Source organism: Nocardia sp. NPDC005746 (assembly GCF_040630785.1).
Taxonomy (GTDB): Bacteria; Actinomycetota; Actinomycetes; order Mycobacteriales; family Mycobacteriaceae; genus Nocardia.
The window spans coordinates 109,548-128,054 of record NZ_JBEXYE010000007.1 but is presented as its reverse complement, the minus strand read 5'-3'; the positions used below and the strand labels follow the sequence as shown (position 1 = coordinate 128,054).

Here is an 18,507-nt window from a genome sequence, read left to right as displayed (position 1 = left end):
CGCAGCGGGAGTTTCCGCCAGGCCTGAGACCTTCCGGCCCGGTATGTGGAGACGCGTACACCGCCTACTGCCGCGCCAAGCTGGCGATGATCATGGCAACCATCGACTATGTCGAGGAACTCGACGGAACCGGTGTCACCGTGAATGCCCTGCACCCCGCAACCCTCATGCCGACGACCATGGTGCGCGAAGCCGGTGTCACACCGATCAGCACCGTCGCCGAAGGCGCAAACGCCACTCTCCGCCTGATCTGCGATCCAAGCCTGGCCCAGACAACAGGCAGGTATTTCAACGGCACCCGACAGAGCCATCCGCACACACAGGCAGACGATCCGGCGACACGCCGACGGCTACGCGAAATCAGCGACACAGCAATCGGTTTGGTCGTGACATGAGCACTTGGTGGGCCGGGAGGTCGCGCACCCCTCCCGGCCCACCATCATGCCGAAGGGTGCGTCGGATACCTCAGAGCCGGGCATCGCACCCCGAATCAGGAGCCGGACTTGGACTGGCCCGCGGTGCCGTTGATCAGACTGAGGATGTTGATGATGGCGTGGCTGCCGTTGTCGAGTGCCGAGCTGCCGGAGTCGAGCATGGCAGAACCGGAGGACGAGCCGGCGGAACCGGAGGACGAGCCTGCCGAACCCGAGGACGAGCCGGCGTCAGCCGAACCAGAGGACGAGCCTGCCGTACCCGCGCCGGTGGCGGGAGAGCCGGCAGCGGAGGCCGCCGCGACCGGGCCGAGGAACAGGGCGGCGGCCGAGAGGGTCGCGGCGGCAACAATCTTGCGAGAGAACATGTAGGGAGCTTCCTTTCACAGTCCAGATAACGACGCCATCACGACGCACACCAAAATGTTATGAAGAAGAAACCCGCAAAACCACTCCTGATTCTGTGTGAATAATCATCGTTAACAATGGGCAAACAGCGGACTTTGCCGAGGTAAAGCTATTTGATCTTCATTCCGCCCCCGAATTCGATGATCGAATTCGATTGCTTTTTCTACGGATCCGCGTATCGGGCTGCGGCGGAGGAGATTTCGTATCGGACCTCCGATCCCGGCTCGGCGCGACCTCGAGCTGAACGACCCGCTCGGGGACCGGTTGATATGGCGGCGATCCGCCGTTCCCGAGTGAACGCGAGGGCGCGACATACTCAGAGGACGATGCCGTCCTCGACATCTCTCCCATCCTGTGCTAGTCGGGGCCAGCGGCTCGGCGCAGCGCGTACCGCACCCCTGACCAGGCATTGAACCGGATCCGCCATGTGCTCCTGCCGCCATCCGGCGGGATGGACAAGGGTCTCGCCCCCAACGTCCTATAGGTGCATGTGGGGCGAGACCCTCGTATCGGCTCAGCGGTCAGGGTTTGTGTGCTGCGCCGACACTTCAGCGCATACCAAGGGGTCGGTCTTCTGAACCGGTCGGTGCGCGATCGTGGCCGACAGATGATGGGGTCGTTACCGAAGCCGGTGGCTCAGGAGCCGAAGGCTGCGGTGATCAGGATCAGTTGCTCTGCGCGACGAGGTGGCGGCGGATCGTGTCCTGCAGGCCCCGGACCGCGGCGGCAGGCCAATCGGCACCGTAACTCAGACCCGGGAAGTTGTCGGTGCAGGCGACGAACTGCTGCTGGGCCGGAGACCACCGAATCCGATACGGAGCGTCATGGACCCTCCGCTCGATCTCACACATGGCCGTCTCGATTCTGTGGTGCCGCGCCGATGCCTTCAGCGTGGCACCGGCACATCCGCACCAGTAGTGACCTTGGCCCCGGAACGAGCGAACCGAACGGCACCGATCACGAGGCCACCAGCGGGGCCGGGTGAGCAGCCGCGCCCGCGATGCCGGACGTATCCCCATAGTTTTCTCACGGTTCGAACAGCAGAATTCGGTTCGTGAGGTCGAATGACCAACTGTGCTAGGAAATGCCATCCCGTGCCCGTTCCCTTCGGTCGGACCCGTTCGGAAAACGATGGCGAGAACGCTCAAGCCGCCAATCGCTGCGTCGGCTGTGCGGGCCGGGAGTCGGTTCGAAGCCGGGTCCTGGCCCGCGGGTGGTTCAGGAGCCGAAGCTACCGGTAGGGCCGTTGGCGCCGCAGGTGGTCTGAGCCGGGACCGGAGTACCAGGCGGGGCGGGTACGACGGTGACCGTCATAGTTTTCCCACGCCAGGCCATACTGGTCTGCAGTGTGTGCGTGCCGGCGGTCGTCGGTGTCCAGTTGATCATCTTGATGCCGGTGCCGTTCATCCCGATGATGTCGGCGACGACGCACCGGCCGTTGTCGAAGAGGTAGATCGTAGAGCCCTTGAACGGGTTCGATGAACCGGTGAACGTTTCGCCCGAAGTGACCGTCAGATCGTCTACCACTTGGTAGGTACTGCCCACCTGCACCGGCATCGGACTGCCTTGGATCGTCAAGCCCGGCGAGTCCGCCGCGGCAGCGGAGCCCACCGACCCGATGACGGTCGCGCTCGCGACCGCCAATCCACCTGCAGCCCAGCCGATTCGTCCCAGAATATGGCGCGGTGTCATTTGCCCTCCCCGTTTGTTCGTAGCGCGCCCGTCGGACCCCGGATGGTGCAGGCGGCCGGTCGGGCGCGGTGAATACTAGCGGTGCCGAATTGTGGAGCGGCCCGATTCCGGTCGGCGGGGGTGCCCCGACTTCCTGGGGCGAAGAACCCGCCCGGGATGGCCGCCGGACGTGACGCCGTGAGCACCTGCTGCACGTTCAGCGGCGTTCGGAAAACGATCGTCTGCCGAGCACGAACACCTCGCCGGATCCGGATCCGTTTCCGCAGGCCGACCACTCGAAGCGCCCCCGAATTCCATGGGGCTCAACTGGTCTAGGGCTCGGGGGTTGGATGTTGGACTCAACCGTGCCGCAGCGCGACACGGGGGGGCTGAGCTCAGGATGAGGTGTGCAGGCGCCTGTAGCTGGTCGTGATCCAGGGGTTCGGCCCGCAGGCCTCAGCGACGGAGTCGACGGTGATCAGGTCCAGGGGGCCGCAGACTTCGAGTAGGCGGTTCACGCACCGCGGTCCGGTGACGACGCACAGCGCGCGGTAGTGCTCGCGGGCGTGGGTGTCGGCGTCGAGGAGGGCCTGTAAGCCCGGGAGACCGAGAAAGGCCAGCCGCGACAGGTCCACCACGACCAGTCTGCCGGTGGTGGCGAGCGACACTCGCAGGTGTTGGCGCAGTTCGCCGACGGTGGTGCAGTCGATCTCTCCGGTAATGGTCACGATCGTGATCGACGGGGAGGGTCGACTGTGGGTGATGTGCATCAGGGTGCGCGTCCGGTTCGGCGTGACTCCAGCCGATCCTGGCGAGGTGATGAATGAATCCGGCATCAGGATCAAATCCCTTGTCCGACTGCGGGTGACGCCCCCGAGGGCCACCGCAAACGAATCGCCATTGCCGTAAAGGCGCAGGCTGGGCTGTTTGTTTCAACCGAGGTCAGTGTATTCCGGACCGCGGGATGCTCGGAACAGATCGGCGGCGGAGTCGGTGGTGGTCACGAGCAGCCGCGGTGGTCGCTACGGAGCTGGTCGCGTTCGGCGGTGAGCGCGGCGTTGGTGTCGCGCAGCGCGGTGTTGGCGTCCTCGAGGTCGAGGATCCGCGCGATCGCGACCAGGTTGATTCCCTGCACGCTCAGGGCGGCGATCCGCGCGAGCCGCGCCAGGTCGTCGTCGCTGTAGCGGCGGGTGCCCCCCGAGCTGCGGGCCGGGGTCACCAGCCCGTGTTGCTCGTAGAGGCGCAGCGAATGCGCTCCCATTCCGGCCAGCTCGGCGGCCACCGAGATCCCGTACACCGCCTGCCCCGGGCCGGGTCGGCGGCCGGGCGGGTGATGGTCGTGTCGATCCGGCAGCATCCGGACTCCTCTCTCGCAGACTCCAGATTACCTCACCACGATGCTTGCACTCTTCTCATCAGAGTGCTAAAACAAATCTACGTCAGATGACACAAGTTATCTGAGTTCCCTTCGATCGAGAATGGAGTGAATGGGAGGTGGCGACCATGCTGATGCGTACCGATCCCTTCCGTGACCTGGATCGCCTCACGCAGGCGGTGTTCGGCACCCCGGCCCGGCCGGCGGTGATGCCGATGGACGCCTGGCGCGAAGGCGACGAGTTCTTCGCCGAGTTCGACCTGCCGGGCATCGACCCGGACTCTCTGGACCTGGATGTCGAACGCAATGTGGTGACGGTGAAGGCCTCGCGCCCGGATCTGGATCCGGGCCGGTCGATGATCGCCGCGGAACGCACCCGCGGGGTGTTCTCCCGCCAGCTGTTCCTGGGTGAGAATCTCGACACCGACGCCATCCGCGCCGACTACCGCGACGGGGTACTGCGCCTGTCGATCCCGGTCGCGGAGAAGGCCAAACCCCGCAAGATCGAGATCACCCGGGCCGAGCCCGACCGTCAGGCCATCAACGCCTGATCCCGGGTCTGTCTCATGGCGACGACGGGGGTCAGGTGATGACCGCACCGACTGGTACCAGTGCCACGCAACTCCTGTGGCTCGATGCACGGCTGCTCGCGCTGGATCCCGACATCGAGGAACTGTTCGCCGAGGTCGACGACATCCTGCGCGGTGCCGCGCCCCGCGCCCCGCGGCCGGGCCCGAACCCGGTGCCGGCGCCGTGGTCGCGCCGGTCCGGGCGGGCGCGCGTCGGACCGTACGCCCGCCTGTGCCCCCGCGGCCACAATCCGGGCCCGGTTCCACCGGTTCCGCGCGGTCCTCCGAGTCCGGGTGGCATGGCGGCCCGAATTCGACATCGTGAACGTTGCAGGAGGTGATGCCTATCGCCCGACAGCTCAATCGATCCGCGTGGGAGGCGGGCCGCGTCGACCCCGGAGCCTGCACCCGGCACCGATCCCCGACCCGACACGGGTGTGCACAGCCACTCGAGGTGGCATCGCAGGCACGGCGCGTCGCTCCCGCCCCCATGCGGCCCTTCACAACACGACGTCAGATTCCTTCCACCCACGGGTGAGCCCGGTCAGCTCGAGCTTCCGGGCTCACCCGGCCCTTTCACCGAATCGACTCCCACCCGAGGAGGAGACCGCCATGACCACCACCGCGACCTTCGCCCCGGCAGGCAGCGACCTCGACCGCGCCCAGCACATCGACGACAGCGACCGCGGCGCCGGCCTGGACACCGCCGCGCTGCAGCCGCCGCACGAACGGGTGCGCGCCGCCATCGACACCGCCACGCTCGCCGACCGTTTCGACCAAGCCTGGATCACCCCACTGGATCTCGATGACGACTATGACTACGCCCGCGACTGACACCACCCCCACCGACACCACCCGCTGCGACCCACACACCAGCGGCGGGAAGGGATCGCGGTGCTGGCGGCACGGCCAGGTCGCCTGGTTCAACACCGGAAAGGGCTTCGGGTTCCTGACTCCCGATACCGGTCCTGCGGTGTTCGTCGACTACCAGGCGATCGACGTCCCCGGCTTCAAAACCTTGCACGCCGGGCAGCCGGTGGTGTTCACCGCCGCCGACACCCCCCGCGGGCCCGAAGCCACCCGCGTCGTGCCCTACACCCGCACCCATACCACCGCACCCACCCCGTCGCACCGCCCCCACCAGGCACGACAACACCGATCGCGCTGCCGACACCACATGTCATGACACGGTCCCCAGCCCACAACCTCCGTCCGGACACGACCACCACGCCAGCACGAGGAATCATCATGACCTCCCGACCGCATCCGCATACCCGCACCGACCATCGCCGCGACATCGGCCACACGCCCACCACCGCCCCCGATTCCGGTGACGCACCGGTGGTGCACTGGCCCGAACCCAGCCCCCTGCGATCCTGGTGGAACACCATCATGGCTGCCGCCCAGCCGCCGGGTGCGACACTGAGGCCATGACCGAGGACGACCGCGGCACCGCTGAGGTGGTGGCCTCGGTGGAGAAGGTGGTCGCCGCCGGCAACGCACTGCAAGCGGGCTGGTTCCGGTTCCACTTCGCCGACCAACGCTGGGAGTGGTCCGACGAGGTGGCCCACATGCACGGCTACACGCCCGGCGAAGTGACCCCGACCACCGAGCTGTTGCTGTCGCACAAACATCCCGATGACCGCGACCGGGTGGAAGCGGCCTTGGTCTCCTCGGTGCACGACCACGCGCCCTTCTCCAGCCGCCACCGCATCATCGACACCCACGGCATCGAGCACCATGTCGTGGTGGTGTCGGACTCGGTCACCGACGACGCCGGCACCGTGGTCGGCACCGAGGGCTACTACATCGACCTGACCGACCGCGACCCCGCACAGACCCACGCAATCCTCGACGACCTGCTACCGCGGATACTCCAACATCGGGTAGTGATCGAGCAGGCCAAAGGAGCGCTGATGCTCGTCTACGGCATCAGCGCCGAGCAAGCATTCCGAGTACTGGTGTGGCGCTCACAGGAAACCAACATCCGCCTGCGAGATCTCGCGGCCCGGCTGATCACCGAAATCGCCGCCATCCAGATCACACCGGCGACACGCTCGCAATTCGATCACCTGCTGCTAACCCTGCACCAGCACGCCCCTCCCACGCCGGTCGACCAAGGGCCTCACACCTCGAAAACTCACCCAGGGACTGAACGGCGCTGATTGCGCAAGGCTCCGGAGTTGGTGAGCCGTCGGCAAACGCTGACCCCTGCCCTTCCTGGCCGTGTAGCGCACATCCGATGGGCAGGTAGACCGCACGCCAGGCGCGCCTCAGGACCTGGCTATATGGCTCGGCGTGCCTACCCCATCGGGAAAACGACAGGGCGATCGGTCCACTGACCAACTGTGCCGCAGGGATGTCATCCCATGCTGTCTCCCACGGTGGCCGTACTGCGCTGGACTGCGGCGATCGGATCAGTTGCTCTGAGCGAGGAGGTGTCGGCGGATCGTGTCCTGCAAGCCGCGGACGCTTCCAGCCGCACTTCGCAATTCGGGAGATTGCCGATTCTGCTGACGGCTGGAGTACTAGGGCGTGTCTCCTGAAGCCGGTGATGGTTCGCGCGATGATTCTCGAGTGAGTCGCGAGTGAGGACACACCCTAGAGTCCCCGGAGCCCGAGCAGCCGACTCGCTAGGCGAGGTGGTCGATCCCCTCGCCCCCTCAGTCGATCTACGAGCTCAGGCGTGTGGGGTGGGAACGAGTCGAGGATCTCAGCGGGCCCGAACGCGATGGGTTCGCCTCGTTTCGCACGGTCTCGAGCATCCGTCCAATCCGTGATGAGGAGATACCATCCCGCTTCCGCGACTACTGGCGAGTCTGAGGTCAAGACCGCTTCGATCTCCACGACGCCGTCGCTGAGCGTGGCGACATCCTCGACCGTCCGAGATATCGACACGATCTTCGCCGATGGATCGCTGTTCCAGACGGTCGCGTTGGCCCACCGCTTGAAGAGCTCGGTCTCCTTGCGTTCTCTGGCATCTTGACGCCACCAGAATGCGAGGAGCCCCGCCACGATGAGTCCAGTGGAGCCCCAGAGAACGAACTCGAACATGCCCACACATCATAGGGATCGAGACGCCAGCCTCTCCGAGAGGCGGGCGTATCCGAGGAGAGCGTGCAGAGGCCAGGCGGGCTTGACCGACCTCGCGGCTCAGGTGAGCGGGTGTGCTCGTCGTCGGTAGTGGCTGAGGCGGACTTGGTGTTGTCGGCGATGCGCCCGGAACTGGCCAGCGTCAAAGACCTGACCGCGATGGAACGGCAGCGACGACCCACCGCGCGGCAGCGACCAAATTTGCTGCCAGGATCACCGATCGACCCTGTCTCTAAAACGGTCGATTTACAACACCATCGACACCTCGGCGCGGTGTGGTTCGCAGTCCCAGGTCACCCGAACCGGCCATGTATCGAGAAAACGTGTCGAAAAGTATTGGTGTCCAACAAGCTCGGCAGCCTGCAGATGACAGATCGCCATGGCGAACACCTGGGCCCACTGTGCCTGTGCGATCCGCCGGGCCGGGTCCTCGCGCAGGAGTTCCTCGCGCCGAAGCTGGCGGGCCATCTCCTCTTCCTCACGCACCCGGTCGTCGCGGGTCTCCCGCAGTTCGGCAATTGTGCGGGGCATCGCCAATTCTCGGCGGCGGGAATGACCGGGACATCCAGGATGGCGGTGTCGGGCTGAGCGCCGGGCCGGCAGACCATCCGTCGAGCGGCGACATACTGGTCGGGTTCGATCGCGACGTCGGTCGGCCAGCTCGTCGGCCCTGGGAGCAGCAGGTTGTTGCTGTCGACACAGATTCCGAGGTCACCGTCAAGGGTGAAGATCAGATCACCGATATGGTGGCGCAGCTTCGAGAGTTTGTACGTTAGACAAGCAATGCTCCTGTGGTGCATCACATTGATCGACAGGTGCGTGGCGCCTGGGCGCGGAAGTTGTTCTCAGGTATCGAGATTCATGGTGGGGAGGCCGATCGGCGCGGGTGTTCGGTGTCGATCGCGGTGACGATTGCGGAGGGCTATTCGGGTATCGCGCTGAGCTGGTAGAAGGCGATCAATCCGCAGTGCGGTTGGCGACCACGCCGGGATTCGTCTTCGACAACGCACCGGCGAGCTCATCGAGGTCGTCTCCTGACCTCACGGGGAACCCCGTACGTCGTTCCCTCGGTAGATTTCTCAGGCGGCGGACGGGTTTTCGAGGACGATTGCGACTCCTTGACCGGATCCGATGCAGACTCCGATCGCGCCGTAGCGCGCATTGCGTTCCCGCAGTTCGGTGGCCAAGGTCAGGACGTAGCGGGCGCCGGTAGCGCCGAACGGATGACCGATCGCCACCGCGCCGCCGTTCGGTGTCAGCTTCTCGTCGGGGATGACGAAGCCGTCCAGCTGGTTGGGCAGTTCACGCAGTACGCCCAGGGCTTGGGCGCTGAATGCCTCGTGTACTTCCCACACGTCGATCTGCTCGGGTGTCAGGCCGGCGCGTTGGATCGCCAGCGGCAGCGCCCACGCCGGGGCCAGACCCATGTAGAGCGGATCGATCCCGTACACCGCCGAGGACACCACCCGAGCCAGCGGTTCTACTCCGAGTTCGGCCGCTCGTTCCCCCGAAGCCAGGACCAATGCGCTGGCCCCGTCTGTGAGGGGTGTCGAGTTCCCCGCCGTCATCTGCGTAGTCCCCGGCTGCGGGGTCAGCGCCGCCAGCCTTTCGGCGGTGGTGTCGTCGCGGATGAATTCGTCGTGCTCGAACAGGCGGGCGGGAGTCTTCCTCGTCGCGGCGATCTCCACCGGCATGATCTCCTTGGCCAGCCGCCCGGAATCCCTGGCCGCCTTGGCATTTCGCTGCGTCCGCAGCGCGAACGCGTCGATTTCCTCCCGGGTCAACCCGTAGCGGTCGGCGACGTTCTGCGCTGTCTCGATCATTCCGATGTAAGCATTGCGCGCCAGCAGCGCCGGATTGGCGGGACCGCCCGCACCCGCCCACATGGTGTCGAGCAGGATGACCGGGCCGCGGGGGCCGAACGGGCTGTCGCCCTTCATGAAGGCCCATCCCGACCGCGACATCGACTCGACACCACAGGCGATCCCGACGCCCAGATCCCCCGCTCTGATCGCGTGCGCGACATTGACGGTTGCGCTCAGGGACGAGCCGCAGAACCGGTTGATCGTCGCCCCGGCCACCGTGTCGGGGAATCCCGCCGCCAGCGCCGCCCACCGCGCGACATCACCCATACCTTCGTGGGCCGGATTGACGCAGCCCGCGACAATGTCCTCGATCTGATCGAGACCCACGCCGACGCGTTCGCACGCACCCTTCATGGTCATCCCCAGCAGGTCGTCGGCCCGAAGGTGTGACAGCGAACCCCCGTACCGGGCGAAGGGGGTCCGAACACCACCGAGCACGAACGCTTCCGCCATTACGATCTCCTTCGACAGTGTTCTCAGGGTCTCAACGAGCGAGCCGTCGCCGACGCTTCCGATCTTGCCTCGATTCCGAGGAAATCCGCCACACCAGCGCCGACCGACGGCCCGAACTGGTAGACAGTGAGCTATCCGACCGCCCGATGCAGTGGATTCTCCCTGTTGGTTCCGACGACCCGTTTGCGTCGGAAGTAGTCGTTGATGATCACTCGATACAGGTCCGAATCGGAGCGTGCCCAGTTGCGCATCAGCTCGCAACCCAGGGCCAGCGAAGTGATCGGCTGGGCACCCGCCTGCACCATGCGAGTGATCGCCACGTCGTGCGTCACTGCCGACACGCCGCCGACAGCGTCGACGACGGGGTAGATCTCATAGCCTTCGCGCAGCATGTCGAGTGTCGGAAACGCAAGGCACACCTCGGTCCACAGTCCGGCCATGATGATCTTTCGCCGGCCGGTGGCCTCGACCGCCGCCCGGAAATCGGCATCCTCCCAAGCGTTGACCCCGGTACGGTCGATCTCCGTGGTACCGGGGAGTTCGTCGAGTAGCCCGGGGTTGGTCGGCTCGTTGACGCCCATGTCCACCGCGACGGTCGTCACGACTGTCGGAATCGCGTAGGCGTGTGCGAGTTTGGCGAGGGTCACCGCACCGAGGTCGATCTCCTCGGCTGTGGCTGATCCGACCGTGGCGTACTGGCCCGGTTGGAAGTCGATGAGGACGATCGCGCAGTTCTGGGGTGTGAGCAGGTGATCTGCCCTCGGGTCGCGGACACGCTCGGGTCGTGTTTTCGGCATGGGTCCTCGTCGATGAGTTCGGTAAGTCGTTACCCGCCTCGGGATTCGAGGCGGAGTCGTTGCTCAGGAGCGAATGAATGCGAGCAGGTCGGCGTTGATCGTCGTGGCCTCGGTGGTCGGCATGCCGTGCGGGAAGCCCGGATAGGTTTTCAGCGTGCTGTTGGGCAACAGTTCGGCCGAGCGGACGCCGGTGTTTTCGATGGGGACCACCTGGTCGTCTTCCCCGTGCATGACGAGGGTGGGGATGGTGATCTTCGCAAGGTCATCGGTGAAGTCGGTCTGGGAGAAGGCGACGACGCCGTCGTAGTGTGCCTTGGCGCCGCCGGCCATGCCCTGCCGCCACCAGTTGGCGATCACACCTTCGGAGGGGTTTGCACCGGGCCGGTTGTAGCCGTAGAACGGTCCTTCGGCGAACGAGCGGAAGAAGTCGGACCGTCGGGTGGCGACCTGCTCCTGGATGCCGTCGAAGACCGACTTGTCCAATCCACCCGGATTGTCCGCGGTCTTCACCATGATCGGCGGCACCGCGCTGATCAGAACGGCTTTGGCCGCCCGATCCTGTCCGTGCCGGGTGAGGTACCGCACGACCTCCCCGCCGCCGGTGGAATGGCCGACGTGAACCGCGTCGGACAAATTGAGATGGTTGACGACGGCAGCCAGGTCATCGGCGTAGTGGTCCATATCGTGTCCCTCGGCGACCTGGGCGGAACGACCATGGCCACGCCGGTCGTGAGCGACCACCCGGAAACCGTGGGACACAAAGAACATCAGCTGTGCGTCCCAGTCGTCCGAGGACAAGGGCCAGCCGTGACTGAAGACAATGGGCTGTCCGCTGCCCCAATCCTTGTAGTAGATATCGACGCCGTCGGGTGTGGTGACGACAGGCATAGGGGACTCCTTGTGATTGCGTACTCGAATCGCCCAAGGTCGTGGTTGAGACAATTGGAACTGGCTGGGCGACAACGCTTCGGATTGATCGGCGCCGGATCAGTCTGCGTGATGCCGGAAGAGTCGCGCCCCGCTCAACGCGCCATGAAAACCTCATTTTCGGCCATGCGCCAACTTCTTCGGTGGCCTCGTCGCGGAACGCTTCACACGTGGGCTATGCCACCGTCGACGAATAGTTCGGCACCGGTGATGAAGCTCGACGCCTCGCTGGACAGGAACACCGCGGCCTTCCCGATCTCCCGGGGATCGGCGATGCGACCGGTCGGATTGCCCTCGCCCATCTGCCGCACAGCCTCGGCCACCTGCTCCGGTGTGCGCACCATTCCCAATGCGCCGCGCAGGGATTCGGTGTCGACGGCGCCCGGGCTGAGGACGTTCATCCGGATGCCCGAGCCCTTCACGTCTTGAATCCAGGCTCGGACGAAGCAGCGGATCGCCGCCTTGGCCCCGCCGTACATGCTCATCCCGGTGGGCGGCTCGATGGAGGCGGTCGAGGCGATGACGACCACGGCCCCACCCTTGGGTAGCAGCCGAAGTGCTGGTTGCACGGTGAACAGCACGCCTTTGGCGTTGACGTCGAAGGTCCGATCGAACTGTTCCTCGGTGATCTCGCCGAGCACGGCGTGCGCGCCGATGCCGGCGTTCGCGACGACAATGTCGAGTCGCCCGTGCCGTGACTCGATCTCGCGGTACACCGCTTCCATATCAGCCGAACGCGTGACGTCGGCGACGATGCCGGTGCAGTCGCCGCCGATCCTTTTCACCGCGTCGTCGAGTGCCTGTTGTTCCAGGTCGGTAATGACCACCGTGGCACCTTCATCGATGAATTCCTGGGCTATGCCCAAGCCGACCCCGGAGGCACCGCCGGTGATGACGGCGACTTTTCCATCCATCTCGAACGGATCGCGAAGGAGGCCGGGGTCGGTTCCGGGACGCTCTACCGGAACTTCCCGACGCGCGAGGTGCTGATCGAGGCCGCCTACCGCAACGAGCTGTCCAGACTGTGCGACGCGGCTCCACAGCTGCTCGAGTCGATGCCCCCGGAGCGGGCGCTGCGCGAGTGGATGGGCCGCTTCATCGATTACGCGACCGCGAAACTCGGCATGGCCGACGCGCTGCGCGCCCTGGTGGAATCCGGCGCCGACCCTTACGCCCGCAGTAAGGAGATGATGCTCGACGCACTGACCGCGCTGCTCGAGACCGCGGTACGGACGGGCGCCATTCGGCCCGACATCAGCGCGACAGACATGTTCGCCGCACTCACCGGAATCGCCCTGGCCTCAGGGAAGCCTGAGCAACGCGAGCAGGCCGAGCGGCTGCTGGACTTGACGATGGACGGATTACGCCGTCCGCCCCGCTGAACGGGTTTCGTCTTCTAGGCGGCAGCGTCGCCTCGAACCGCCTGCGGTGCCGCGAGATGGACTCGGATGCGGTCGAGCAGTTCACCGCTTCGCAGCGGTTTGGGAAGGTAGTCACACGCACCGGCCATGTAGGCGTCGTCGATGGCATCCGGGTCGCCATCGAGGGAGGTCGCGATGATCGGAATGGGTGACCGCTTCCGCAGCTGCCGGCACACATACGCGCCTGGCCGGTCCGGCAGGGCCAGCTCGACCAGTACCACGTCCGGCTTCCATCGCTGTGCGACCGTCACGGCGCGCTGCGCGCTGCTGGCCGAGATCACCTCATAGCCGGCGTTGGCCAGCACCAGTACCGCAATCTCCGCCGTCGCCGGGTTGCTCTCGACGACAAGGACCTTGCTGGGCTGAGCCGCAGCGATCGGCGGCAGTGTGAATTCTGTTGCAGAATACGGTAATTGACTCATGGTGGGTCCTACGCTGACGGGTTCCCGACCGTCGAATTCGCAGCGTGGTGAAGCTGAATGGAAACCGGCGCTCCACTGGAAATGGCAGCGTCGCGATCGACGTTCTTCGACACTATGTCAAGCAGCAATCTCTCGGCAATGAATTTGTCGGTTGTTTTCATGGCGTTCACAAACCCGCGATTCCTACGCTGACCTCCCATGACCGGTGATGCGGAGACCGTGAGCGCCGAATCATGTCGATCGAGCAGCCGCGTATTCGGCGGATCTGCCATCGAATTACTTTGCACGCGTGCGATATAGGCGCTGTCGGGATGGCGCCGATCGTGGCATACTGCCCCAATCGAATTCACGGCGGCTGACCGTGTGCAGGGGTGCGGCGATCATGAACTATGGCAGCAAATGATGAGGATCAGCAGATCAGAGAACTCGTCGGGCGGCTTACCGACAAGTTCGAGCACCGTCGCCACATCCAGCGTGTCGGCCACCTCGACAATGGCGGCCACGGACTGCGCGACTGTGGTGTTCCATGGCTGCGCCGCTCGATCGAAATCGGAGTCGCCGGGCAGAATCACGCCGCCGCGGACCGCGGTGCGCAAGTTCTCGAAAGACACTCTCAATCCTCATTCGTCATGGTTGTACGGAGTTTGTCTCTTGATCGACAGCGGGTCGGTCTATTGGTTTCGGGTGTTGCTCGGCTCGAGGTCGAGGGTGGGTCGGACGTGAGTGAGCAGGAGGTCGAGGAAACGGTCGGGCCGGCGGAAGGCCGCGAAATGGCTCGCGTTCTCGATGAGGGCGAATTCCTTGATCGGGGCGGTGACGTCGTCGAAGAACCGCTTGGCCGATTGCGCCGGGGTGATGACGTCGTGTTCGCCGTGGAAGAGGAAGAACGGGATCGAGAAGTCGGTGCCCTCGGCCCATTCGTCGATCGTGACCGATTGCGGGGCACGGCATTCGGAGAAGCCCATGGCCTTCATGTAGGTGCGGACCTCGCCGAGGGAATGCAGCGGTGAGGTCAGCAGCGAACCCATGACGACCTTCTTGACGGTGTCGAAGGTGAGAGGGTCCGAGCCGACGGTGTGTTTGTTGTATTGCGACCACTGCTCGGTCGTCCACGCCGAACGGTCTGCGCCCATGGCGGTGACAGCGGCGAGGTCCTTGTTCTTGCCGGATTCGTCCAGGCGCCGCAGCAGTCCGCGGTAGGCGGTGTGGTCGCGCCCGCGGTCGCTGATGTTCTGATCGGTGCCGACATAGGCGGAGAACAACTCCGGGTTGCCGCGGGCGACGCGCAGCGCGATGAACGAACCGAACGAACAGCCCATCAGGACGACCCGGTCGACACCGAGCCGAGAGCGCACGTGCGCGGTGACCTCGAGGGTGTCCAGCTCCAGTCGCCGCAGACTCATCTCGCCCTGCCCGGTGGGCCCGGTCCGGCCGAAAGTCTTTCCCGCGCCGCGCATGTCCCAGCGCACGACAGTGAAGTGACGCTCCCATTCGCGGGTACGCCCGGTGTAGATGAGATTGGAAGCACCCGGGCCGCCGTGGATTTCGAGCAACACCGGATTGCCGCGGTCCTCGCCGCGGATCGAGATCCACTGCTCGATCCCGCCGATACGCACGAACCCGGCTTCGTCGATGCCGTTCTCGGTGGTGATGCGCAGTCGCTGAGCGTACTTCGAGCCCGGGATCCGCATGATGACTCCTCAAACTGTGTATGACGTAAACATTTGTGTTTAAGGTATAAACAGTTCTGGAGGATGTCAACAGAGGACGGCATCGCCGCCGCGGTCGCTCGCGCCGATGCTGAAGGGCTCGAGGCTGTTTCGATGAACCAGGTGGCCGTCGAATTGGCGGGTGGCGTGCACTCGGTCCGCGCGGGGCAGATCACGGGCTCCGCCCCGGGTGAGTGCTGCTTCGGCGCGCGAGGATCGATCTGAGAGGCTGAACAGTTGGCAAACCTCAGGTTGACAGCCCGTGGTTCAATGATTGCCCCCGCGTGACGCTCCCGCCGATGCGTGCACCCTGCCGATATGAGAACAATGCCCGAAGACCCCGAACTCGCCCAAGCCCGAAGCTTCCTGCGGGAGCTCACCGAGCACGCGCAAACGCTGGTCCGGCGCCGTGAATCCCTCCCGATCGGAGCTGGGACCTCACGGCACGACGATGAACTCGCCGCCGTTCGCCGTCAGATCGAACAGCTGCACAAGCGGTTTCCCGGCGTGCAGGCTGTACCGGCAATCCGGGGCGCCTGACCGCATCTCGGGGATCCGGGCCACCGGCGGTCGGTATCTCAAGCCAAGCGCTCAGCCTGGCCAGGACTTGACATGGGCGCCGGGGCGGCGCGGGGTACCCGCCCGCGGCCGCTCGTGGACACGCTGATGATGAGCGAGCAGCCGTTGTCGCCGTGGGTGTCGCCGGATCCCCTTCCCGGCGGCATCATCTCCGATCAGCTTGATCCCGAACATGATTGTCGAGAAACGGCCGTGAACACGGCGCTCGCTGCGAACGAAGTCTGTCGGCCCCACGCCCGGGTGAGGCCGGCGGCACGTCATCGCCGACCGCTGAGTCAGACGGCTTCGGCCGCGGTGCGGATGATGGCGGCGACCGCTGCAGGGCGGGACACGTAAATGGCATGGCTGCCAGGCGTTTCGGCCACCGTCGCGCCGATGCGTTCGGCCATGGACACCTGTGCCGCGGGCGGAATCATCTTGTCCTCGCTGACGTGCAGGTACCACCTGGGCTTGGACCTCCACGCGGCCTCATTGATGGCCCCACCGAGCGCTTCCACACCCCACGGCACCTGTGAATCGGCCAGGAACTTGGCATCCTGTGCGGCGAGGTCGCCGGCGAAGGAGTCCGGGAACTTGGCCCGGTCCAGGAACAGGTATCCCTGCACCGGCGGCAGGATCGGCGGCTGCGGGCCGTCCTGCGGGAATGTGCCGAGCAGCGTGTTCACCGATTCACCCTTGTCCGGCGCGAATGCGGTGATGTACACGAGCGCGGCCACCTTCTCGTGCGTCCCCGCCTCGGTGATGACCGCGCCACCGTTCGAACTCTCCCTCTGCGAGTGAATTGCCATACGGCACAATCGAATATAGGGCGCAGAACAGCCAAGGCATCCGTCATTTGACGTAGATCAGTCGAGCAGCGATCGATCGATCACGCTTCTGCCAAATCGAACCCTGACCGAGCCGTCCTGGTTCGGCGTTCGGCATTGGTGGCGGTCCGCCGGCTCGGCTACTCGCTCCGAATGGACGCCGCGGCGTCACGGATGACGTCGAGGACGAACTCGGGATGCGACAGCATCGGGACGTGACTGCTGTCGATGTCGTAGGTCTTGGCGCCCATGCGTTTGGCCGCGGCACGTTCCAGTTCGGGATTCACGGTGCGGTCGTTGTTGGCGACGATGTACCAGCTCGGCTTGGTCTTCCAGGCGGTGCCCGGCACCTGCTGGTTGAACAGGTCGGCGTCCGGCACGGCGCCGGTGGCAAGGACGAGCCGCTGCTCGGCCGCCGGTAGGTCGCCGCAGAAGTCCGGGACGCCCGAGGGCTTCAGCCAGATGCGCCCGCCGCCGACTTCGATGTGATCGAACAGCGGGGTGCGGGCGAACTGGTTCTGCTGGTCCTGGGACGTCTCGTTCTCGTCGGGAGCGAGCGCCGCGATGAATACCAGCGCACGGACGCGGTCGTGCATGCCCGCCTTGGTGACCAGGGTTCCGCCGTACGAATGGCCGACGAGCACGACCGGGCCGGGTACGTGGTCGATCGTGAAGTTGACGCACGCGACGTCGCTCTCGAGCGAATTGAGGCCGTGCTGCGAGGCGAACACCTCGTGCCCCTCCGCCTGCAGCGAGGGGATGAGCTTGCTGAAGCATGATCCGTCGGCCCACAACCCGTGGGCGAATACGATGCTCGGCTTGGTCTGCGATGACATGCGCTGCTCCTTTGACGAAGGCCGGCCTTGGTCAGCCGTGAGCGACCTACCCGGCCGGCACCGATTCGCTTACATTCCGCAACACCATCCTGGGACAGAATAGACCGTCCAATCCCTCACATATTTCGGTGATAACCAGCCTCAGGTCGAGCAGATCACCGGCCGCCCCGCACGAACCTTCGACGAGTTCGCCCAGGTCAACGCCTTCGCGTGGAAAGAGGATGTTCAGTGATCGATCACGTCTACATCTCCGTCACCGATATCGAGCAGGCGCTGGCCTTCTACCTCGAGGCTCTCGCCCCGGCGGGCTGGCGCGCTTTCGGTAACTACAACGCATCCTCCGGGCCGGAGAACGTGCCCGACCTGTTCGGCATCGGCGACGCCGACTACATCTCCGGCGCGCGGGTCGGCTCGAGCATTTGGCTGCGACAGCGCGAGTCCGGCGAGACGGGCCTCTACCTCGGAATCGTCTGCGACAGCGATGAAATGGTCGACGCCGCTTATGCCGCGGCTATCAGGGCAGGCGGAATCGACGAAGGCGAACCGGCGGACCGAACCTACTTCGCACCCGGTTACTACTCTGCCAATGTGCGCGACATCGACGGTAACCGCATCGAGTTCGTCCACAAAGCCTGGAGCGCGGCACGCTAGGAGTACACGAGGCGTGGAACCGACATGGTCGTTGGCCGTGCCGACTCTGTGATGGATGATCGGCAGCGACGCTGACACCGGGATAGGAAAGGATTCGACATGACCAGTTCGCCCCCCGAGCTCATGCGACGCAACCTGCTCGATGTCTTCAACGAACCCGACCCCGATCGCCGGGCCGCCGTGATCGCCGAGACCTACACCCGCGATGTGGTGTGGCATGAACCGGACCGGATCAATCAGGGCCGTGCCGAGTTCGAGCGTAGGGCCGCGGAGATGCTGGTGGAGAACCCCGACTGGGTCTTCTGGCCCGCGGGCCCGGCGTCCGGGCTCGACGACATCGGTCACCTCGGCTTCCATTACGGGCCGCCCGACCGGCCTCCGATGGTCAGCGGGATGGACATCGCCCGGGTCGAAGACGGCCGCATCGCCGAGCTCTACACCATCGTCACCGAGATCCGGCCGCCGCTCTGACGGCTCGGTACGGGGGCCTGAAC

26 protein-coding genes are annotated in these 18,507 nt (G+C 65.2%); 12 read left to right on the top strand and 14 right to left on the bottom strand.

Annotated elements, in window-relative coordinates; translation table 11 throughout:
• Positions 1 to 92: 92 nt before the first annotated feature.
• Positions 93 to 395 (top strand): hypothetical protein, encoded by a 303-nt coding sequence (locus ABZ412_RS15700; RefSeq protein WP_357281200.1) that lies wholly within the window; start codon positions 93 to 95, stop codon positions 393 to 395.
• Positions 396 to 490: 95 nt separating this feature from the next.
• Here ABZ412_RS15700 and ABZ412_RS15695 read toward each other — a convergent pair whose 3' ends face one another.
• The 4 genes from ABZ412_RS15695 to ABZ412_RS15680 form a co-directional block, all read right to left on the bottom strand.
• The gene (locus ABZ412_RS15695; RefSeq protein ID WP_357281198.1) at positions 491 to 799 is read right to left on the bottom strand and encodes a hypothetical protein; all 309 of its coding nucleotides are present in this window, start codon (positions 797 to 799) and stop codon (positions 491 to 493) included.
• Between the two features lie 1,258 nt (positions 800 to 2,057).
• On the bottom strand, positions 2,058 to 2,531 hold the full coding sequence (locus ABZ412_RS15690) for a hypothetical protein (RefSeq protein ID WP_357281195.1): 474 nt from the start codon (positions 2,529 to 2,531) through the stop codon (positions 2,058 to 2,060).
• A 374-nt stretch (positions 2,532 to 2,905) separates the two neighbouring features.
• Positions 2,906 to 3,280, bottom strand: coding sequence for an STAS domain-containing protein (locus ABZ412_RS15685; protein ID WP_357281631.1), 375 nt, complete (start codon positions 3,278 to 3,280; stop codon positions 2,906 to 2,908).
• Positions 3,281 to 3,510: 230 nt separating this feature from the next.
• Positions 3,511 to 3,867, bottom strand: a complete 357-nt coding sequence (locus ABZ412_RS15680) for a MerR family transcriptional regulator (protein ID WP_357281193.1) — start codon at positions 3,865 to 3,867, stop codon at positions 3,511 to 3,513.
• 146 nt (positions 3,868 to 4,013) lie between these two features.
• Between ABZ412_RS15680 and ABZ412_RS15675 the strand changes: the two genes are divergently transcribed.
• The 5 genes from ABZ412_RS15675 to ABZ412_RS15655 all read left to right on the top strand — a co-directional run bounded on the left by ABZ412_RS15675 (position 4,014) and on the right by ABZ412_RS15655 (position 6,619).
• Positions 4,014 to 4,436, top strand: coding sequence for an HSP20 family small heat-shock protein (locus tag ABZ412_RS15675; RefSeq protein ID WP_357281191.1), 423 nt, complete (start codon positions 4,014 to 4,016; stop codon positions 4,434 to 4,436).
• Between the two features lie 630 nt (positions 4,437 to 5,066).
• Positions 5,067 to 5,288, top strand: a complete 222-nt coding sequence (locus ABZ412_RS15670) for a hypothetical protein (protein WP_357281189.1) — start codon at positions 5,067 to 5,069, stop codon at positions 5,286 to 5,288.
• Positions 5,269 to 5,640, top strand: a complete 372-nt coding sequence (locus tag ABZ412_RS15665) for a cold shock domain-containing protein (RefSeq protein ID WP_357281187.1) — start codon at positions 5,269 to 5,271, stop codon at positions 5,638 to 5,640. Before ABZ412_RS15670 ends, ABZ412_RS15665 begins: the two co-directional genes overlap by 20 nt.
• A gap of 62 nt (positions 5,641 to 5,702) precedes the next feature.
• Positions 5,703 to 5,888: a hypothetical protein gene (locus tag ABZ412_RS15660; RefSeq protein ID WP_357281185.1), complete on the top strand. Its 186-nt coding sequence runs from the start codon at positions 5,703 to 5,705 to the stop codon at positions 5,886 to 5,888.
• Positions 5,885 to 6,619 carry a PAS and ANTAR domain-containing protein gene (locus ABZ412_RS15655; RefSeq protein WP_357281183.1) on the top strand — a complete coding sequence of 245 codons (735 nt, stop codon included), beginning with the start codon at positions 5,885 to 5,887 and terminating at the stop codon, positions 6,617 to 6,619. The genes ABZ412_RS15660 and ABZ412_RS15655 overlap by 4 nt, the downstream gene beginning before the upstream one ends.
• A 436-nt stretch (positions 6,620 to 7,055) precedes the next feature.
• Here ABZ412_RS15655 and ABZ412_RS15650 read toward each other — a convergent pair whose 3' ends face one another.
• The gene (locus ABZ412_RS15650; protein ID WP_357281180.1) at positions 7,056 to 7,508 is read right to left on the bottom strand and encodes a hypothetical protein; all 453 of its coding nucleotides are present in this window, start codon (positions 7,506 to 7,508) and stop codon (positions 7,056 to 7,058) included.
• Positions 7,509 to 7,655: 147 nt separating this feature from the next.
• On the opposite strand from ABZ412_RS15650, the gene ABZ412_RS15645 reads away from it, so the two are divergent.
• On the top strand, positions 7,656 to 8,135 hold the full coding sequence (locus ABZ412_RS15645; RefSeq protein ID WP_357281178.1) for a hypothetical protein: 480 nt from the start codon (positions 7,656 to 7,658) through the stop codon (positions 8,133 to 8,135).
• A gap of 491 nt (positions 8,136 to 8,626) precedes the next feature.
• Here ABZ412_RS15645 and ABZ412_RS15640 read toward each other — a convergent pair whose 3' ends face one another.
• The 4 genes from ABZ412_RS15640 to ABZ412_RS15625 form a co-directional block, all read right to left on the bottom strand.
• Positions 8,627 to 9,865 carry a thiolase family protein gene (locus tag ABZ412_RS15640; RefSeq protein WP_357281175.1) on the bottom strand — a complete coding sequence of 413 codons (1,239 nt, stop codon included), beginning with the start codon at positions 9,863 to 9,865 and terminating at the stop codon, positions 8,627 to 8,629.
• A gap of 131 nt (positions 9,866 to 9,996) precedes the next feature.
• Complete coding sequence (locus ABZ412_RS15635; protein ID WP_357281172.1) at positions 9,997 to 10,662, bottom strand: isochorismatase family protein; 666 nt, start codon at positions 10,660 to 10,662, stop codon at positions 9,997 to 9,999.
• A gap of 63 nt (positions 10,663 to 10,725) precedes the next feature.
• Positions 10,726 to 11,550: an alpha/beta hydrolase gene (locus ABZ412_RS15630; protein WP_357281170.1), complete on the bottom strand. Its 825-nt coding sequence runs from the start codon at positions 11,548 to 11,550 to the stop codon at positions 10,726 to 10,728.
• A gap of 203 nt (positions 11,551 to 11,753) precedes the next feature.
• Entirely contained in the window at positions 11,754 to 12,503 is a 750-nt protein-coding gene (locus tag ABZ412_RS15625) for an SDR family oxidoreductase (protein WP_357281167.1), read from the bottom strand.
• Between ABZ412_RS15625 and ABZ412_RS15620 the strand changes: the two genes are divergently transcribed.
• Positions 12,393 to 12,971 carry a TetR/AcrR family transcriptional regulator gene (locus ABZ412_RS15620; RefSeq protein ID WP_357281165.1) on the top strand — a complete coding sequence of 193 codons (579 nt, stop codon included), beginning with the start codon at positions 12,393 to 12,395 and terminating at the stop codon, positions 12,969 to 12,971. The two genes, ABZ412_RS15625 and ABZ412_RS15620, sit on opposite strands and share 111 nt — an antisense overlap.
• Positions 12,972 to 12,985: 14 nt before the next feature.
• On the opposite strand, the gene ABZ412_RS15615 is transcribed toward ABZ412_RS15620, so the two are convergent.
• From ABZ412_RS15615 to ABZ412_RS15605, 3 genes are all read right to left on the bottom strand, one after another.
• Positions 12,986 to 13,432: a response regulator gene (locus tag ABZ412_RS15615; protein WP_357281162.1), complete on the bottom strand. Its 447-nt coding sequence runs from the start codon at positions 13,430 to 13,432 to the stop codon at positions 12,986 to 12,988.
• Between the two features lie 380 nt (positions 13,433 to 13,812).
• Positions 13,813 to 14,043, bottom strand: coding sequence for a hypothetical protein (locus ABZ412_RS15610; protein ID WP_357281160.1), 231 nt, complete (start codon positions 14,041 to 14,043; stop codon positions 13,813 to 13,815).
• A gap of 60 nt (positions 14,044 to 14,103) precedes the next feature.
• Positions 14,104 to 15,123 carry an alpha/beta hydrolase gene (locus tag ABZ412_RS15605; RefSeq protein ID WP_357281158.1) on the bottom strand — a complete coding sequence of 340 codons (1,020 nt, stop codon included), beginning with the start codon at positions 15,121 to 15,123 and terminating at the stop codon, positions 14,104 to 14,106.
• Between the two features lie 63 nt (positions 15,124 to 15,186).
• Here ABZ412_RS15605 and ABZ412_RS15600 point away from each other — a divergent pair, with 63 nt between their 5' ends.
• A complete protein-coding gene (locus tag ABZ412_RS15600) occupies positions 15,187 to 15,366 on the top strand; it encodes a hypothetical protein (RefSeq protein ID WP_357281155.1) in 180 nt (59 codons plus the stop codon).
• 93 nt (positions 15,367 to 15,459) lie between these two features.
• On the top strand, positions 15,460 to 15,681 hold the full coding sequence (locus tag ABZ412_RS15595; RefSeq protein WP_357281153.1) for a hypothetical protein: 222 nt from the start codon (positions 15,460 to 15,462) through the stop codon (positions 15,679 to 15,681).
• Between the two features lie 314 nt (positions 15,682 to 15,995).
• Here the strand turns inward: ABZ412_RS15595 and ABZ412_RS15590 are convergent, their stop codons facing one another.
• Both ABZ412_RS15590 and ABZ412_RS15585 read right to left on the bottom strand, forming a co-directional pair.
• Complete coding sequence (locus ABZ412_RS15590; protein WP_357281151.1) at positions 15,996 to 16,508, bottom strand: alpha/beta hydrolase; 513 nt, start codon at positions 16,506 to 16,508, stop codon at positions 15,996 to 15,998.
• Positions 16,509 to 16,666: 158 nt separating this feature from the next.
• Positions 16,667 to 17,362, bottom strand: coding sequence for an alpha/beta hydrolase (locus ABZ412_RS15585; RefSeq protein ID WP_357281148.1), 696 nt, complete (start codon positions 17,360 to 17,362; stop codon positions 16,667 to 16,669).
• 228 nt (positions 17,363 to 17,590) lie between these two features.
• Here ABZ412_RS15585 and ABZ412_RS15580 point away from each other — a divergent pair, with 228 nt between their 5' ends.
• A complete protein-coding gene (locus tag ABZ412_RS15580; RefSeq protein WP_357281146.1) occupies positions 17,591 to 18,013 on the top strand; it encodes a VOC family protein in 423 nt (140 codons plus the stop codon).
• A 99-nt stretch (positions 18,014 to 18,112) separates the two neighbouring features.
• The gene (locus tag ABZ412_RS15575; RefSeq protein ID WP_357281143.1) at positions 18,113 to 18,484 is read left to right on the top strand and encodes a nuclear transport factor 2 family protein; all 372 of its coding nucleotides are present in this window, start codon (positions 18,113 to 18,115) and stop codon (positions 18,482 to 18,484) included.
• Positions 18,485 to 18,507 lie beyond the last annotated feature (23 nt).

Coding starts and splice junctions, on each gene's coding strand:
- ABZ412_RS15700 (WP_357281200.1), top strand. CDS start 93: ATGGCAACCATCGACTATGTCGAGGAACTCGACGGAACCGGTGTCACC.
- ABZ412_RS15695 (WP_357281198.1), bottom strand. CDS start 799: ATGTTCTCTCGCAAGATTGTTGCCGCCGCGACCCTCTCGGCCGCCGCC.
- ABZ412_RS15690 (WP_357281195.1), bottom strand. CDS start 2,531: ATGACACCGCGCCATATTCTGGGACGAATCGGCTGGGCTGCAGGTGGA.
- ABZ412_RS15685 (WP_357281631.1), bottom strand. CDS start 3,280: ATGCACATCACCCACAGTCGACCCTCCCCGTCGATCACGATCGTGACC.
- ABZ412_RS15680 (WP_357281193.1), bottom strand. CDS start 3,867: ATGCTGCCGGATCGACACGACCATCACCCGCCCGGCCGCCGACCCGGC.
- ABZ412_RS15675 (WP_357281191.1), top strand. CDS start 4,014: ATGCTGATGCGTACCGATCCCTTCCGTGACCTGGATCGCCTCACGCAG.
- ABZ412_RS15670 (WP_357281189.1), top strand. CDS start 5,067: ATGACCACCACCGCGACCTTCGCCCCGGCAGGCAGCGACCTCGACCGC.
- ABZ412_RS15665 (WP_357281187.1), top strand. CDS start 5,269: ATGACTACGCCCGCGACTGACACCACCCCCACCGACACCACCCGCTGC.
- ABZ412_RS15660 (WP_357281185.1), top strand. CDS start 5,703: ATGACCTCCCGACCGCATCCGCATACCCGCACCGACCATCGCCGCGAC.
- ABZ412_RS15655 (WP_357281183.1), top strand. CDS start 5,885: ATGACCGAGGACGACCGCGGCACCGCTGAGGTGGTGGCCTCGGTGGAG.
- ABZ412_RS15650 (WP_357281180.1), bottom strand. CDS start 7,508: ATGTTCGAGTTCGTTCTCTGGGGCTCCACTGGACTCATCGTGGCGGGG.
- ABZ412_RS15640 (WP_357281175.1), bottom strand. CDS start 9,865: ATGGCGGAAGCGTTCGTGCTCGGTGGTGTTCGGACCCCCTTCGCCCGG.
- ABZ412_RS15635 (WP_357281172.1), bottom strand. CDS start 10,662: ATGCCGAAAACACGACCCGAGCGTGTCCGCGACCCGAGGGCAGATCAC.
- ABZ412_RS15630 (WP_357281170.1), bottom strand. CDS start 11,550: ATGCCTGTCGTCACCACACCCGACGGCGTCGATATCTACTACAAGGAT.
- ABZ412_RS15625 (WP_357281167.1), bottom strand. CDS start 12,503: ATGGATGGAAAAGTCGCCGTCATCACCGGCGGTGCCTCCGGGGTCGGC.
- ABZ412_RS15615 (WP_357281162.1), bottom strand. CDS start 13,432: ATGAGTCAATTACCGTATTCTGCAACAGAATTCACACTGCCGCCGATC.
- ABZ412_RS15605 (WP_357281158.1), bottom strand. CDS start 15,123: ATGCGGATCCCGGGCTCGAAGTACGCTCAGCGACTGCGCATCACCACC.
- ABZ412_RS15600 (WP_357281155.1), top strand. CDS start 15,187: ATGTCAACAGAGGACGGCATCGCCGCCGCGGTCGCTCGCGCCGATGCT.
- ABZ412_RS15595 (WP_357281153.1), top strand. CDS start 15,460: ATGAGAACAATGCCCGAAGACCCCGAACTCGCCCAAGCCCGAAGCTTC.
- ABZ412_RS15590 (WP_357281151.1), bottom strand. CDS start 16,508: ATGGCAATTCACTCGCAGAGGGAGAGTTCGAACGGTGGCGCGGTCATC.
- ABZ412_RS15585 (WP_357281148.1), bottom strand. CDS start 17,362: ATGTCATCGCAGACCAAGCCGAGCATCGTATTCGCCCACGGGTTGTGG.
- ABZ412_RS15575 (WP_357281143.1), top strand. CDS start 18,113: ATGACCAGTTCGCCCCCCGAGCTCATGCGACGCAACCTGCTCGATGTC.